The sequence below is a fragment of the Marmoricola sp. URHB0036 genome, from assembly GCF_000426045.1.
Classification (GTDB): Bacteria; Actinomycetota; Actinomycetes; order Propionibacteriales; family Nocardioidaceae; genus Marmoricola.
Genome location: NZ_AUEP01000003.1, coordinates 380572 through 395623 on the forward strand (window position 1 = coordinate 380572; position 15052 = coordinate 395623).

The window sequence follows — 15052 nt, forward strand, 5'->3', positions numbered from 1 at the left end:
CCCATGGACGACGTGGCATACCTGCCTTCACAAGACGGCCGATGGACGGACCTCGGAGGAGGTGCCGCGCAGTGGTTGGTCCTTGGAGACCCGACGCCCGAGCTAGCCAGCGCCGCCGAGCTGGCTGGTGGGTCCCTCAGGTTCACAGATGGTTCTAGCTGGTCGAGGGCGCTACATGCTGGGACCTACACGCTCCGGCGTGGATCCAGTTGCCTCGTCATGGTGGTGAGATTGGGCCTTTCACCGGCTAGCCCGTCTCGAGGCGAGCAGAGACATGTGACCGGGCATCTGGGACTTGTGGAGCCGGTCTTCGACTCGCTGTGGCAGCAAGCGCGGGCCGTCGACACATCAGCAGGTGTGCGCGAAGGGGACATGGTCAGGGTCCGAGGCTCGGGTGATCTGGGCACGATCACGAGCGTCCGTCTCAGGTCGGGCGAGTACGAGGTCGAGGTACGTGGGGCGCGCGGGCTCCAGGTGATGGACGTCGATGCCGTGGAGGTGATCGAGGGAGATCCCAGGGACCCGTCCTTCTGGATCAAGCAGCCGGGTGGATCGGCAGACGATGTCTCCCTCACCGTGACGTGGACCAAGCTGCGAAACGCTCTTACGGACACGGTTTACTCGTACGCCTCAAGCAAGACCATCTTTCGGCCCTACCAGTTCGTGCCAGTGCTCAAGCTCTTATCCTCCGGGACTGGGAGGCTGCTCATCGCGGACGAGGTGGGGCTGGGCAAGACGATCGAGGCCGGTCTCATCTGGAGCGAGCTCGAGCGCAGGACCCCTCTCGATCGCGTGCTTGTGGTGTGCCCAGCATCTCTGCGTCTGAAGTGGAAGAGCGAGATGGGTCGGCGATTCGACCGCGACCTGACCCTCATGACGCCGCAGGAGCTGCGCGACCAGGCGCTCAAGATGTCCCAAGGACGCGATGCCCGGTTCGCCGGTGTGGTCGGCCTCGAAGCGTTGAGACGCCATGACGAGGCGCTCGAGGCTCTTACCGACGTGCATGCACGGTTCGACCTCATCATTGTCGACGAGGCCCATGCTCTGCGGAACCGCGGTGGCAAGAGCTATCAGCTGGGGCAGCTGCTGTCCGACTGGGCTGACGTGCTGGTCTTCCTCTCGGCAACGCCACTGAACCTAGGACAGGGCGACCTGTTCAACCTCGTCAACATGCTTCACGAGGACGAGTTCAGCGACCCCGCTGTCTTTGAGGCACAGCTGGAGCCCAACCAGGCGCTGAACTCCATCACTCGCGACCTGCAGCGCAAGAGGGGGGAGCCGCGCACACTGCTCAGAGTTGCGAGGAGCGTCGTCGACATGGAGCTCGGCGCTGCGGTCACAGCGCGTCCGGACTACGAGCGCTTGTGCAAGATCCTCGACGTCGATCGACCGCTGACGTCTGAGGAGGTCGCCGTCGCCAGGCGGGCGGCCAGCTCACTGAACACCCTGGGCAGCGTCCTGACGCGCACGCGCAAGGCAGACGTGCCGGACCAGAAGGCCGTCAGGGAGGCGAAACAGGTTCCCGTCAGCTGGTCGGACCGTGAGCGAGCCATGTACGAGGGCGTTCGTGCTCTCTACACGCGAGAGTCGGTCCGCCGTGGATCTCCTATCGGGTTTGCGCTGCAGATGCCCCTTCGACAGGCAGCCTCCTGTCTTCCCGCGATGCAGGAGAGCATCCGCAAGAAGTTCGCCGACGTAGGTGACGAGGACGAGGACACTGTCGAGTGCGAGACCGAGGTGTTCGATGCTGAGGCCCTCGATCCGAAAGTCCTCGACCTCCCAGGACTGTTGACGCCCCTGGAGGTCGACTCCAAGTTTGAGGCGATGCTCGAGCGGCTCCTCGACGTCCGTGCCCGGGGCATGAACCAGGCGATGGTGTTCTCGTTCTTCACGGGAACCCTGAGGTACCTGGGGGACCGCCTCGCTCCCCATTTCACCGTCAGAACGATGACGGGCGCGAATTCGATGAACGACCGTCAGACGATCATGGAGGACTTCCGCGCTGGAAGATTCGAGCTCCTCCTGCTGAGCCAGGTTGGTGCAGAGGGCCTCGACTTCGAATTCTGCAACGTCATGGTGAACTACGACCTGCCATGGAACCCCATGCAGGTTGAGCAGCGGATCGGTCGGCTCGATCGCTTCGGTCAGCAGCACGAGAAGATATTCATCCTGAACATGCACGTGCCTGGGACGATCGAGTCGGACATCTTCGAACGCCTCTACAGCCGGATCGGTGTCTTCGAGCGCTCCATCGGCGAGCTCGAGCCCATCCTTCGGGATGACCTCAAGGACATCACCCGATCGCTCCTTGACCCGCACCTGACCAAGGCCGAGCGTGATCGCGAGTCGGAGCGGATCGCGATTGCTCTGGCCGAGCGCGCGGAGCAGCTCCGACAGCTGGAGGAGTCCCGCGGTGCGTTGTCCACCGTGGACCAGCTCCAGGTGGACGGGATGACTGAACATGGTCCTACCGAAGGGCGGTTCGTCGGGCCGGGGGAGGTTCGTCTGCTCGTCGGGCGCGTCCTGGCGCAGCACGGAGGCAGGCTCACGTCTCCCAGCCAGCTTGGGATCTGCCGGCTGACCGGCACAGCGGAGCTGGCCACGCGACTTCGCACGCTCGACATAAGGCGAAGTGGCAGCATGCGGCCCGTCGGGCAGCTGGCGGCCGAGCTTGCCACTCGTCGAGACATCCGGGTCACCTTTGACAGCGATGTCGCGAGCAAGCACGAGGTTGAGCTGATCTCAAGCCGGCACCCGCTCGTGGACCTGGCGCTCAAGACGCTGGAAGAGGACTCGCTCAACCTACGGCGATTCGCGATCGTGGGCATACCCGACCTGGACCTGGGAACTGAGCGAGCGCTGGTGAGGTTGGACCTGGTGTGGTCCACGGGTGTGCGTCCCCGGACTGAGCTCTGGGCACATGCCGTTGACCTCGAATCGGGCGAGCCGCTCGAAGACGTGGGCCCGGCACTGCTGGACAGCATCGCCCATGGCCGGCTCGTCAACGTCGAGCGACAGCCCCACCACCTCTTGGAGGGTCGCCTCGGGCTGCTCGACGACCTGGCGGCTGCGCGGCGTCGGGACGCCACGCGCGAACGGCGAGCCGACAACGAGGCGCTGGTCGACGCTCGACTGGCGTCGCAGGAGCGGTCCATCGAGCTCAAGACGCAGCGTGCGCGCGCGACCTTGGCAGAGGTCCGCGAGCGCCAGCGCGACGATCGAGTCGTGCGTCTTCATGAGGGGCGCATCAGGAACCTCGAGCTTGACAAGGCTCGTGTGCGGCAAGAACTGGAGAGTCGGCGTCATCTCGACGTCACGACGTCGACCGTGGCAGTGCTACAAGTGCATCCCGCCTGACCAGGGATGTTAGTGGAGGAAGAGCGGGTCCTTCATCCAAGGGCTTCCCAGGTCGGGGGTTCTGGTATCGGCAGCTTTCTTGACGTACAGCACCGCATGGTCCTTGCCGCGAATCACGGGCCAGCGAGGGACCATGAAGGCGGTGCGTTCGCCTTTGCCGTCGATGATCAGCACCCGCCCGTTGGGATAGATGAGGACCGCGGGAGGACTGTTGCCGAACCGGACCTTGAGGCCGTGGTCCTCCTCGCCCTCGATCGCAATGCGGACTGGTTCCCCACCGGCCGTGAAGACGCGAAGGTATCCCAGGCCTCGCCTGGGCAGGTCATTGCGCCCCGGCCGCCACTCGAAGTAGAGAACGCTGCGCTGCAGCGCGAGATGAGGGGCGTAGAACGGTGAATACGCCTCGTACACGCTCTGGTGGGCGACGGCCCCGTCTTCACCCTGGTACTCCAGGACGAAGTGGAACGGAGGCCGGTGCAGGTTGATCCGCTCGTACGACATGGTCTCGGCGAGACCTGCGACGATCGCCTCGTCGCTCGGTACCCCGGCGTCTGCAGAGATCTCGGCCGCCGGAAAGATGTCACCCATCAGCTGCGCGACCGCAGGAACCCGACCCATCCCGCCGGCGAGCAGGACGTAATCGACCTCTTGTGCCAGGCTTGACTGCTGCATCGCCCGGATCTCGGCCGGGGACTTCGCGATCTCGTGCGTGACCTGCGCACCCTTCATGACGATCAGCACGAGCGCACGGGCCCGCTCGAGCTGAGGTGCGAAGGCGACCTCGAGCTGCTCGCGGGACAGCGTCAGTACGGGTAGGTCGAGACCCGGGAAGCGAACGGCAACGGTCGTGTCCAGGGCCGTGCTCAGCCGCTCCTTGGCCTCAATCGCCGCCTGGCGTAGCGCCGACCGAACCCCGTCAGGATTCGGCAGCGAGCCCAGCACGACTCCTTGTTCCTCAAGCTGGCCTTCAAGGTCGCGCGCGAGCGCGTCATCGAGCGCATCGCCCGCCTCGTCGACGCCCCACGAGGACAGCACAGTGATCTCAGGAACCTGTCCGAGCTCTGCGTGAACGTCGAGCACCGCGACGTCGAGCGTGCCGCCCCCCATGTCGAAGACGAGGAGCTGCCCCTTGACCGCGCTTCGGGTGGCAGTCATCCGGTGGTTGACCCAGGCAACGCCAGCGGCGACAGGCTCGTCAACAAGGGTGTGGTCGTCCACAGGGAGTCCCGATGTCCTGGCGATGTCGAGCAGACGCTTGCGCTGTGGACCGGTCCACATCGCGGGACAGCCGAGACGTACAGCGCCCGGTTGCAGCTCCACATCGCCACGTGCTCGGACCGCTAGCTCCGTCAGCAGGGCGCGGATTCCTTCCTCTACGGACACCGTGAAGTCTGCGAGCGACAGCTCCGTCTCGCCGTGGGTGATGGCGCGCTTGATGGACCGCCGTACGCGGTCCGGGGGGAGGTCCGAGGCTGCCTCGGCCACTCGAATCGAACCGTCAGCAGCCACGCCGACGAGGGATGGGACGTATGACGTCCCACGCAGACCCGCGGGGAACACCGTCGGCAGACGCCCGGCCCTGCCCTCGGCGAGCAACGTCGTCGTCGTACCGAAGTCGACGCCGACAGCGTGGGTCATCAGGGTCGTAGGGGCTGCTGCTGGCGAAGCACCGGGGAGGGGTTGCGAAGTTGTCCCGGCCTTCGCCGCCGAGTGCTCTTTCAAGCTTGCCTGTTTCCTGGGCGCGCGCCTGAACAGGGCCACCTCGATCACCCCCCGTCTGGCACCACCTGTGCCTTGAGAATCGTCATGGCCTCTGGCCCGTCAGACCAGGTATACCCGTGACGTAGGACAACGACAGCCGAATGCTCCGGGATGGCCTGGCCGAGCGGGTCATGCCTGGCCGGGTCGAAGCCGACGATGTCTCCGGCGCGCCCGATGGGAGCAAGCCCCTCGCGCGCAGCAGCGTGCTCTACGCTGCGCATCAAGGACTGGTCGGTGCTGGCTGCGGGGGACTGGCCGACTTGAGCGGCCAAGCGTGCGACCGTCCTGACGAGCTCTAGCTTGAGCTGCCGCTCGTGTGCACCGCGAAGGTCCGACTGTTGCCCTCGGGCACCCGCGAGCTGTTCACCAATGACTCGCAGCTGCGACTCCAGTGCAGCCACTTGCGCGCGAAGAGTCTCCTCGGCGTCACGACTTGCCTTGGCTTCAGCCTGTGCAGTCTCAAGGAGGCCCGTCACGGCCTCGATCTCCCCAACGTCAGTCAGTTCCTGCGCCCAACGCCCAGCGATCGGGTCCTTCGTACCCGTCCGGAGCATGGCTTCCTTCAGGTCGTGACCGACGACCCACGTCGCCACCACGGGGGGCGCCAGCCACAATCGCGCCAGCCCCGAGCGTGTCGTCGTCCTCCGGACGGCGTCCTCGACGACCGGCCTGACGACCTGCGACGCGATCGCCGGATCCTCCAGCACTGCTGCAAGCGGCCCGCGGCCTGCCTCCACGAGCTGGTCGAAGGTGATCCCCTCCCACCACCTCGGGCGCCCTACCTCGTTGGGCACGACCCGGTGCAAAGCCACGACGAGTGCGGACCTGCCTCCCTGTCGTGAGAACTCCGCCGCTCTCGCAGCGAGCGCGACTTTGCCCAGGTCCCACGCTGCAAGGCTCGACTCGGTTGTGTCGGGGACGGCCCGGGCGAGTGCGACCAGGCACACGTCAAGGCCCTCCTGCCCCACCTGCCGCGCCTCCGTGAAGACTCGGGACAGCTCGAGAAGCAGGTCGACGGGCAGCCCCGCGACGCCTACAGCACGCTTGGTCAGGTCGGCGAGTGTGGGAACGAGTCGCCTGGAGCTCTGACTCGCGTTGGCAATCTCCCACAAGCCTGAGCGCACGACAGCCTCGTGCTGCCCCGCCGTGAGCCGCTTCGCATCCGGCTCGAGCACGCGCTCCTTGCCTGGGCCTAGCACGAGTGAGAGCGCCAGACGTTGCCCAGGCTCCGCCTCGGCAACGAGCGTTCTCAGCTCGGGCGCCTTGATCTTCGCGAGCTCGATGCCCAGGGAGAGTGGCGTGCGAGCGAGTGCGCTCAGATCATCCTCCGGTGAGAGGATCTCCAGCTCACGCAGCCGCTGCGCCAACGACTCGAGGTGCTGAGCGGGCTCTGGAGCACCGATCGGCTGCGGGTCGGCCGGGACGTCCGACGTCTGCACTTCGATGGTGCGCGAGACAGGAGCCTGCTCGAGCTCCGACGCCTTGGAACGCGTCGCAGACTCGGCATCAGCGGCTGGCGCACCCGGTCCATCGATCAGTTGTGGTCCCAGGCCCGCAACGTGCAAGCTCCGCTCCGCGGCGCCTGCCGACAGCTTGTAGGTGGGGACCCTCTCGTTCGACTTCTGGACCTCGTCATCCTGGTCGAGGGTGCGTCGGGCCGCGTCCCAGGCCTTGTCGACAAGCCGGGAGTCAATGCCGTGCAACCGCGACTTCAGCGCGCTCGCCTTGGTGGGCTTGCCGGCCTCCGCCAACATCTGCTTGAACAACTCCGCCGGCCGGTCTCGAAGCGCTTGGCGGACTGCGCCCGGTGCAACCCGCAGGCTGTGCAGCACGGATCCCCGCTCGACGACGATCTCGTTCGTCGCGCGCACGTGCGCCTGCTCGCTGCCGTCGGAATTCCTGATGACGAGCTCTTTGCCTGTGCCGCGACTGACGACTGGCGCTATTTCGACGAACGCCCCGTCCTCGGTCCTGCGAAGCAGAACCTGCCCACGATGGTCCATGCGGGAAGCCTGCCACGCTTCCCTATCCGCCGGTCAGCAACCTCTGGTCTGTCTCTCGGGGCGCGGCGTGGCGGCGCACGCCCAAGTGAGATGCGAGATCAGCCGGCGATTTCTCCAGGGCGAATCTCCGACACTCGGTCGGCCCGCCCATCGACGAACATGACTCCTTCTGCCTTCAGAAGCTCGACAGGATCGCGAGTGTCCTCGGCATCGCTCCATCGAAAGGCGGGCGCGACCCTGCCGTCCGAGGTCAGCACGCGATGAGCGTTGACGCACTGGGCACAGCTGGTGATGTGGTTTCCGAGTGGCTGGGGTGCGGTGCCGATGACCTCCGCCAGGCTGCCGTAGGAGACCCATCGGCCCTGCGGCAGCTGCTCCAGCACACGGTGGAGCTCCGTCCAGTCGAAAGAGCGCGGCTGCGGTGCTGGCTTCTCGCCCGAGAACTGTGCCCTCACCTCGCCAAGCTCGCGGCCGTCAGAGAGCCGCCAGAACTTCCAGCCGTTGGAGCTTCGGCCGGTGACGTGCCGCGCGGCGCCGGAGGGGGAGTCGAACCATTTTCCACCCACGTCGAGCTTCCCGTCGGGGCGAACGACAGCGGTGTGCCCCTGCCCAGAGCGCGGGTTGAACGTGTCTCCAGGTTGCAGCAGGCCCGCGCTAAGCAGGTGCTTGAGCTGGACCCAGTCCTGCGCCTTTGCCTGAGGGTCCACCACTGAACCGGCGTGGCCGGGCGGTACCGGCCAGATCTGGAGCAGGATGTCTGTCAGCTCTGCGGTACGGGCATCGATGACGGACTCATCCCAGTCCGCATGCTCGCCGGAGACAAGGCGCCCGGTCATGTTGATGGTGTTGTGCTTCAGGAACTCCTTGCGCTTCTTAGGCCATGCAGCGTTCGACACCCGGGGGTTCAACTTGTCCGTGAGCAAGGTGAGATTCCCGAGTCGATGAACATGGGCGGCGCGGTCTTGTTGAGCCTGCAGGCCCTCGACCTGCCAGTGATCCGTCCACTTCTGCGGTAGTACGTGCTCGATCGGATATCCCTTGCGGTCCAGTTGCGACTGGTTGGTCTCTGCGCGGTAGTGATCCTCTATGGCCTCCAGGATCATTCGAAGTCGCGGACGGCGGTACCGCTGATATGAGGACTCGTTCGCAAGGCTGCTTCTGAGCTCCTCATCGCTCGGCCAGTAGGTGCTCGTCACGTTCAAGCCACTGAGGTGCCCCACAACTCGTTCGACGATGGCTTCATCACGCTCATCTGAGTGGGTCCTGATGACGTCGGCCACGATGCGACCGAGATCGGATCCGGGAAGCCGCAGCAGCATCCTGCGGGTGACCCAGCTCTCCATCGCTTGGATGACGCACGCGATAGTGGCTTGGGACAGGTCGCGACCAGGTTCGTGCAGCCAGATCAAGATCGGCTTCAGGAGCTCGACGTTGTTGGCGCGCATCCGGTACACAGACATCTCGACCGGGCCGAGCTGTCGACTCGAGTCAAGGGATGCCGCCGTCCAGGACTCGTACCGCTGCGCCTGCATCTTGATCGTCGGCAGCAGGTCTGCCATCGCGGCGTTGGTCTCGTGCTCAACGTAAGCCTTGAAGCGGGTGAATGTGGCCTGAGGTCCGATGTCGTCCCCTGTTCGGGCGATCAGCCACTGGTTGAGGAACAGAGAACTTCGACCCACTGGATATCGCCCAACACTGACCGTCGTCTCCCAGAACGAGCTTTCGAACGGCCAGTCCTGCGCGTACGCCTTTCCGGTGTCCGCGCCTTCCGCTTCGAGCCGTTGGAACACATAGTTGCGAATGAGGTCGGCTGCTGTGAGCGGGGTACCTCGTGCATTGAGCGTCTCGAAGATCTCTTGCGAGTTCTCCGATGCCAACAGCTCGATAGTCACCAGCTGCAGATCGCCCTGAAGTACGTCCACCAACGCTTGCGCGCGTTCCTCGAAGGCCAAGTCGGCAGGGTTGCCGAGCCACCGGGAGACTGCTTGGGAGAAGTACGCGTGCGCACGCGCAATCTTGGAGGTTGCGTGCTTCAGATCGGCGTAAGCGATCGGAACCTCCGCCGACATGACCTCGTCAAATGCTTCGTGGTCCTTGTTCGAGTGCCGAATCTTGAGCCGGTTCGAGCCTGTAGGAAGGTAGTCCTCGGCGTTGTGCGTCAGACGCTCGAGCTGGCTCCGCAGACGGTCCTGACCGGCGTCGTCAAGCACCGCGGCTGTGGCGTCCATGAACAGCTGGAGCGTCGTCAGCCGCTGTTGACCATCGATCACGTTGCGCGCACTCAAGATGCCGGTCGAGCCCTCTTGGGCCTGCAAGACGACGGCACCGAGGAAGTGCTTGGGACTGAGATGTGGTTGGGCCATCCGCAGCTCAGCCGTCCGGCGTACGTCTTTCCAGAGCGGTTCCCATTGCTCGTCCTCGTCCCAGACATAAGGGCGCTGGAACAGGGGTATCAAGAAGTGTTGCGGCAGGTTGAACAGCTCGAGGGGTGTGCGTTTGAACGTCTCCACCAGGGACATCTTGCCGTGAGTTGACGCGCAGGTGCGAGTGTTTCTGCGCTTTGCACATGGTCCGGTGAGTGGGACGTGGTTCGAGCTGCGGTTCGTCAGCCCTTGGCCGGCGGTTGAATGTTCGGATGCGGGCTATAGGCGACGGCATCTTCTGCCTCGAGGGTGAGTGGGACGCCGATCTACGCAACAAGATGAGCGTGCGTCCACTTCTCGACCTGCTCCATCAGCTGGGAATTGCTGAGTTCATCCATCGCGATGTAGCAACGGTGGACGAGTTTGAGTACTTCGTTGGCAAGTGGCAGCAGAAGCGCTACGCGGCGTACAACGTGCTCTACCTCGCCATGCATGGAGAGGCAGGCTCGATTTCCTTGGGTCGCGATGAGGTGACGTTGGCTGAGCTCCAGGAACGCATGCGGGGTGCTTGCCGGGGAAAGGTCATCTACTTCGGGACGTGTCTCACCCTCAAGGGCGACGTCAAGAGGTTGCAGGAGTTCGCACGGGTGACGGGGGCCCGCGCTGTGGTGGGGTATCGCCGCACCGTCCCATGGTTGGAGACAGCGGCCTTCGAGGTCCTCCTGCTCGAACGCCTCGCAACCGGGCTTCGCAGCGACGCGGTCTTCAACCGATTGGTCAAGGAACATGGATTGTTCGCGAAGTCTCTCGGGTTGGTCGTCGCGACCAAGTCCCAGGTGCACCGCGTTCCGCTCAGGCAGGTTCAAGCGTGAAAGCTGGAGTTGGCAACCTGGCAGCCCACGCCAGGTGACTTGCAGGGATGCATACAGGATGAGGAGGCCGAGGCCCCCCACTCGGGGGGTTCGAGGCTCGCAAACCCGATGGCAAGCACCACTCTGGCCACCACGGCGGCGACCCGGCGAGCCCGCTGGCGAGCAGGGACACGGCGTCACCTGAACACCAGCATCGCGGTCAGTGCGGCAGCAACGGCTTCGTGCCCGGGAAGAGGAGCGAGGCGACGCCGTAGCGTGCGGTCGCGGCGATGGTGATCCGCGACGACCAGAGCACCGCGGCGCGACCGTCACGGCGTACCCGCTGCACCGTCCGCGAGCCGATCCCGCGCCAGCACTGAGTCACGCGTTCATCATGTCGCGGGCGAACAGGAACGATCTTGGGCGAGCGCGCCGCTGCCCGAATCTCAGTCCGAAATGTCCGGATTCCGGGACAGCCGTCCAGCGCGACTTCTAGGATCACCGATGTCCGGGGGACACGGGGGAGACATGACGGGCGAGGGTGCGCGCGAGCTGGCGACTACGCGCGCCGTCGATGCGCTTCCGGCCGGGGCGTGGCGGGCTCTGCACGACGTGCGGTTTCCTGCGCGGCGGCTGGCGACGGTCGACCACCTCGTGGTGGGGCGTGCGGGGGTGTTCGTCGTGGACTCGCGCGACTGGACGGGGGCGATCGACGTCGACTCCAACGTGCTGACCCAGGACGGGAGCAGCCGCGACGCGACGGTCGACCGTGTGGCCGACTCCGGCAAGGCGCTGACCCAGCTGGTGCCGGAGCTGGACCCGCAGTACGTCGTACCGGTGCTGTGCTTCGATCGCGACGAGCCGATCACCGGGTGGGCGGGCGAGGTGCTGGTGTGTACGGCGGGGAACCTGGTCGACGTGTTCACCTCGCAGCGACGCGTCTGGGATGCGGCCCGGGCAAAGCGCGTGTTCGACGGCCTCACCTGGGCACTGCCTCCGGACTGGTACCGCATCGGTGAACCGAGCGGTCCGCCCCGCAGCGGTCATCGCCTCGACGGGCCGGCGCGCAAGAGCTGGGTGCCTTGGCGGCGCTCGTCGGCGAAGCACGTCTGAACACGGGGGGACACATGTCCGGGATCTCGGCGAGCGCTGGTGCGCTGACGGCACTTCCTGCCGGTCGGTGGCGGGTACTGCACCGCGTGCACGGACCCGACTACCGGCGGGTCAACGTCGACCACGTCGTGGTGGGTCCGGCCGGTGTGTTCGTGATCGCCTCTGAGCGCACGGGCCTCGGGGGTGACACCGCTGCCAGAGGAGCTGCTCTTGCTGGGGTGGCGGACGCGGCCATCGCGCTGGCGGAGATGGTCCCCGGGATGGACCCGCACCTCTTCGTTCCCGTGCTGTGCACCTCGGATCACGAGCTGAGCCCCAGCCGCGCGCACGGGGTGTTGGTGTGCTCGACCGACGACCTGGGCGGCGTACTGATGCAGCAGGAGGAGACGCTCGGGCAGTTCTACGTCGACGACGTGTTCGACCGGCTGGGGCGCGCACTGCCGTCGGCGATGTTCTCGGCGGGGCGCGGCAGCACAGGAGTCCGTGGCAGCCAGGTGCGGATGCAAACGAACAAGACGAAGGTGAGGCACCTGCCATGGACACCGGGCGAGCAGGCATCGCCTGCAGTACGAGCCGCGCTGATCGCGGTCGCCGTCTGTCTCGTGCTGTGCCCGTTGATCGGCTACTTCGTGTGGCCGGTGGCGGACTGGGCGATCGCGATGCTGGCTTCGCTGTTGCGCTGAGCCATGGTTGAGAGGGTGGTCTCGACTATCCGCTCGCTTCGCTCGCTACTCGACCACCTTTCCAGGAGGCCTTGTGTCGTTCTCGTTCTTGTCCCACCTGGAGTGCTCGCGCACCGGGAAGAGGCACGACGCCGACGAGGTGCAGGGCGTCAGTGACGAGGGGGCGCCGCTGCTCGCGAGGTACGACCTCGACGAGGTGCGGGCCAGCGTCACTCCGGCGGACCTGAGGGAGCGTCCGCACGACCTGTGGCACTACCACGAGGTGCTTCCGGTCCGCGATCCCGTGAACATCACCACGCTGGGCGAGGGGATGACGCCGCTGCTCCCGCTCCCGTCGTACGGCGCTGCCGTCGGCGTACCCGGTCTGCTGATGAAGGACGAGGGCCTGATCCCGACCGGCACCTTCAAGGCGCGCGGTGCCGCTGTCGGGGTTAGCCGCGCGCGCGAGCTCGGCGTACGCGCCATCGCGATGCCGACCAACGGCAACGCCGGCGCCGCGTGGTCGGTGTACGCCGCCCGCGCCGGGATGGGCAGCCTGATCGTGATGCCGGTCGACGCGCCGGAGATCACCCGGCGCGAGTGCGTCGCGACAGGGGCCGAGCTGTACCTCGTCGACGGACTCATCAACCACGCCGGCGCCCTGGTCAAGCACGCAGCGGCGGAGCGGAGCGGCTATCAGGAGGTGTCCACGCTCAAGGAGCCGTACCGCATCGAGGGCAAGAAGACGATGGGCTACGAGATCGCCGAGCAGCTCGGCTGGCAGGTGCCCGACGTGATCCTCTACCCGGCCGGCGGCGGGGTCGGGCTGATCGGGATCCACAAGGCGATGCTCGAGATGCAGGAGCTCGGCTGGATCGGCGACAAGCTGCCGCGGCTGGTGGCCGTGCAGTCGAGCGGCTGCCCGCCGATCGTCGATGCGTTCAACGCCGGGCTCGACGAGAGCGAGCTGAAGGAGGGCACGCACACGCTGGCGTTCGGGATCAACGTGCCCAAGGCCCTGGGTGACTTCCTGGTGCTCGAGGCCGTGCGCGAGTCAGGCGGCACCGCCATCGCGGTCGACGACGACGACATCCTGCGCGAGGTATCCGCGCTCGCGAGCCAGGAGGGCACGTGGATCTGCCCCGAGGGTGCGGCCTGCATGGTCGCGGTGCGTGAGCTGCGCGAGAGCGGCTGGATCGAGGAGCAGGAGCAGGTCGTGGTGCTCAACACGGGGACCGGGCTGAAGTACCCGGAGACGGTGCCGGTCGACGTGCCGGTGCTCGCGAAGGACGGCCGGGTGCCGGTGCGTTAGACGAGCCCGTGCTCGTAGGCGTACGCCGCGGCGGCGGTGCGAGAGCCGACCTCGAGCTTGCCGAAGATGTTGGAGAGGTGCCGGGCGACGGTCTTCTCGCTGAGGGTGAGATCGGCGGCGATCTGGGGGTTGCTGCGGCCGGAGGCGACGAGGCGGAGCACCTCCACCTCGCGGGCGGTGAGGCCGCCGGGGAGCCGCGTGGGTTCGACGTACGACGCCGCCTCCTCGGCCATCGGCTTGGCACCCAACGCGACGAAGGCGTCGCGGGCGGCCTCGAGCTCCTGCCGGCCGGACTCCTCGTCGCCGAGGGCGGTGAGGGCGCGGCCGGTGAGCAGGCGCACGCGGCCGACCTCGTACGGCGCCTCGGCGCGACCCCAGAGCTGACGGGCCTTGCGGAGATAGGGGAGCGCCCCTGCTGGGTCGCCCGAGGCGAGCTCCACCGCGCCCGATCCGTACGCCGCGAAGGCCGTCATCGCCGCCGAGCCGGTGGACGCGGCGACCTCCTCGAGGAGCTCAGCCACCGACCGCGCCTCGTCGATCGCCCCGACCGCGAGCAGCACGTCGACCGCAGCAGGGAGCATCCGACACCGGCCGACGGGGTCACGCACCTCGGCCACCAGACGACGTACGGCGGCCGCAGCAGCCTCTCGCGAACCGCGGGACAGCCACAGCAGGGCGAGGCCGGGCTGGGCCTCGAAGCCGAGCTCCCCGGCTCGTTGGTACGCCGCCTCGGCGGCGGCGTACTCACCCTGCAACCTGAAGACGTCGCCACGCTCGCCCTCGGCCTGGCCGATGGCGTCCAGGGTGTGGGCGAGGCGGTACCGCTCGGCGGCCCGACCGAACTCCTCGAGCGCGTCGTCCCACGCTCCTCGCTGCCGCATCACCTGGCCGCGGTGCACCGAGCACTGGCCGGTGAAGGCGACGAGCCCGGGATGCGACGTGCACCATCGGTGCAGCGCCGAGGTCCACTCGGCGACGCGGTCGAACGCGGCGATGTCCTGGCAGCCCTCGATCGCAATGCAGTAGACGTTGCCGAGCACCTCGGGCGAGACGTCGCCGGAGGCCGCGGCCGCCATCGCCTCGTCGAGGAGCGCCAGCCCTTCGACGGCGCGCCCGGCGTAGATCCGCACCCGCCCGCCGGCAGTGAGGCCGAGCGCGACGAGATCGCGCTCGCCGTGCCGACGGCCGATCTCGACGGTCACGTCGGCCCTCTCGACGGCCGTCTCGAGCTCCCCTTCGCCGAGGGCACGGAACATGTGCAGGAAGGTCACGTAACCCGCCCCGACCGGGTCAGGCCCGAGCTCGTCGAGCAGGCGCTCCGCGCGAGAGGTCCAGCCCCCGGCCATGGCCGGCTCTCCGGTGGTCGCGAAGGTCATCGCCACCTGGAAGGCGCAGACGACGGCCGCCGCCAGGTCGCCCTGGTCCTCGCAGAGCCGGAAGGCCTGCTGGTAGCGGTCGATGGCGTCGTCACGCCGGCCCAGCAGGTACGCCGAGCGCGCCGAGTCGCAGAGGTCCTCGACGGTGAGGTCGGCGCGGTCGACTGCCGACCAGGTGTCGAGGGCAGCGACCCAGTCAGCGCGCTCGTAGTCCGATCGAGCCTGCGCCAGGTCGTCCAGCACGCCCATCGCGG

10 protein-coding genes are annotated in these 15052 nt (G+C 66.8%); 5 read left to right on the forward strand and 5 right to left on the reverse strand.

Annotated features, from left to right (window positions below; all coding sequences use genetic code 11):
• The first annotated feature begins 3 nt into the window (after positions 1-3).
• Positions 4-3357, forward strand: a complete 3354-nt coding sequence (locus tag H976_RS0101765) for a helicase-related protein (protein WP_081682587.1) — start codon at positions 4-6, stop codon at positions 3355-3357.
• Positions 3358-3366: 9 nt separating this feature from the next.
• Here H976_RS0101765 and H976_RS0101770 read toward each other — a convergent pair whose 3' ends face one another.
• The 3 genes from H976_RS0101770 to H976_RS24040 all read right to left on the reverse strand — a co-directional run bounded on the left by H976_RS0101770 (position 3367) and on the right by H976_RS24040 (position 9640).
• Positions 3367-4995, reverse strand: a complete 1629-nt coding sequence (locus tag H976_RS0101770; protein WP_027860125.1) for an Hsp70 family protein — start codon at positions 4993-4995, stop codon at positions 3367-3369.
• A 128-nt stretch (positions 4996-5123) separates the two neighbouring features.
• Positions 5124-7121: a hypothetical protein gene (locus tag H976_RS0101775; RefSeq protein WP_051275963.1), complete on the reverse strand. Its 1998-nt coding sequence runs from the start codon at positions 7119-7121 to the stop codon at positions 5124-5126.
• A 98-nt stretch (positions 7122-7219) separates the two neighbouring features.
• Complete coding sequence (locus tag H976_RS24040; RefSeq protein WP_081682588.1) at positions 7220-9640, reverse strand: DUF262 domain-containing protein; 2421 nt, start codon at positions 9638-9640, stop codon at positions 7220-7222.
• A gap of 116 nt (positions 9641-9756) precedes the next feature.
• On the opposite strand from H976_RS24040, the gene H976_RS24045 reads away from it, so the two are divergent.
• Entirely contained in the window at positions 9757-10356 is a 600-nt protein-coding gene (locus H976_RS24045; protein ID WP_051275967.1) for a DUF6642 family protein, read from the forward strand.
• A gap of 199 nt (positions 10357-10555) precedes the next feature.
• Here H976_RS24045 and H976_RS29795 read toward each other — a convergent pair whose 3' ends face one another.
• Positions 10556-10720, reverse strand: a complete 165-nt coding sequence (locus H976_RS29795; protein WP_155917879.1) for a hypothetical protein — start codon at positions 10718-10720, stop codon at positions 10556-10558.
• 119 nt (positions 10721-10839) lie between these two features.
• Between H976_RS29795 and H976_RS0101800 the strand changes: the two genes are divergently transcribed.
• From H976_RS0101800 to H976_RS0101810, 3 genes are all read left to right on the forward strand, one after another.
• The gene (locus tag H976_RS0101800) at positions 10840-11448 is read left to right on the forward strand and encodes a nuclease-related domain-containing protein (RefSeq protein WP_196803916.1); all 609 of its coding nucleotides are present in this window, start codon (positions 10840-10842) and stop codon (positions 11446-11448) included.
• A gap of 14 nt (positions 11449-11462) precedes the next feature.
• Positions 11463-12131 (forward strand): nuclease-related domain-containing protein, encoded by a 669-nt coding sequence (locus H976_RS0101805; protein ID WP_027860128.1) that lies wholly within the window; start codon positions 11463-11465, stop codon positions 12129-12131.
• A gap of 73 nt (positions 12132-12204) precedes the next feature.
• A complete protein-coding gene (locus H976_RS0101810; protein ID WP_027860129.1) occupies positions 12205-13422 on the forward strand; it encodes a threonine synthase in 1218 nt (405 codons plus the stop codon).
• Here H976_RS0101810 and H976_RS0101815 read toward each other — a convergent pair.
• A complete protein-coding gene (locus tag H976_RS0101815) occupies positions 13419-15047 on the reverse strand; it encodes a response regulator transcription factor (protein WP_027860130.1) in 1629 nt (542 codons plus the stop codon). The two genes, H976_RS0101810 and H976_RS0101815, sit on opposite strands and share 4 nt — an antisense overlap.
• Positions 15048-15052 lie beyond the last annotated feature (5 nt).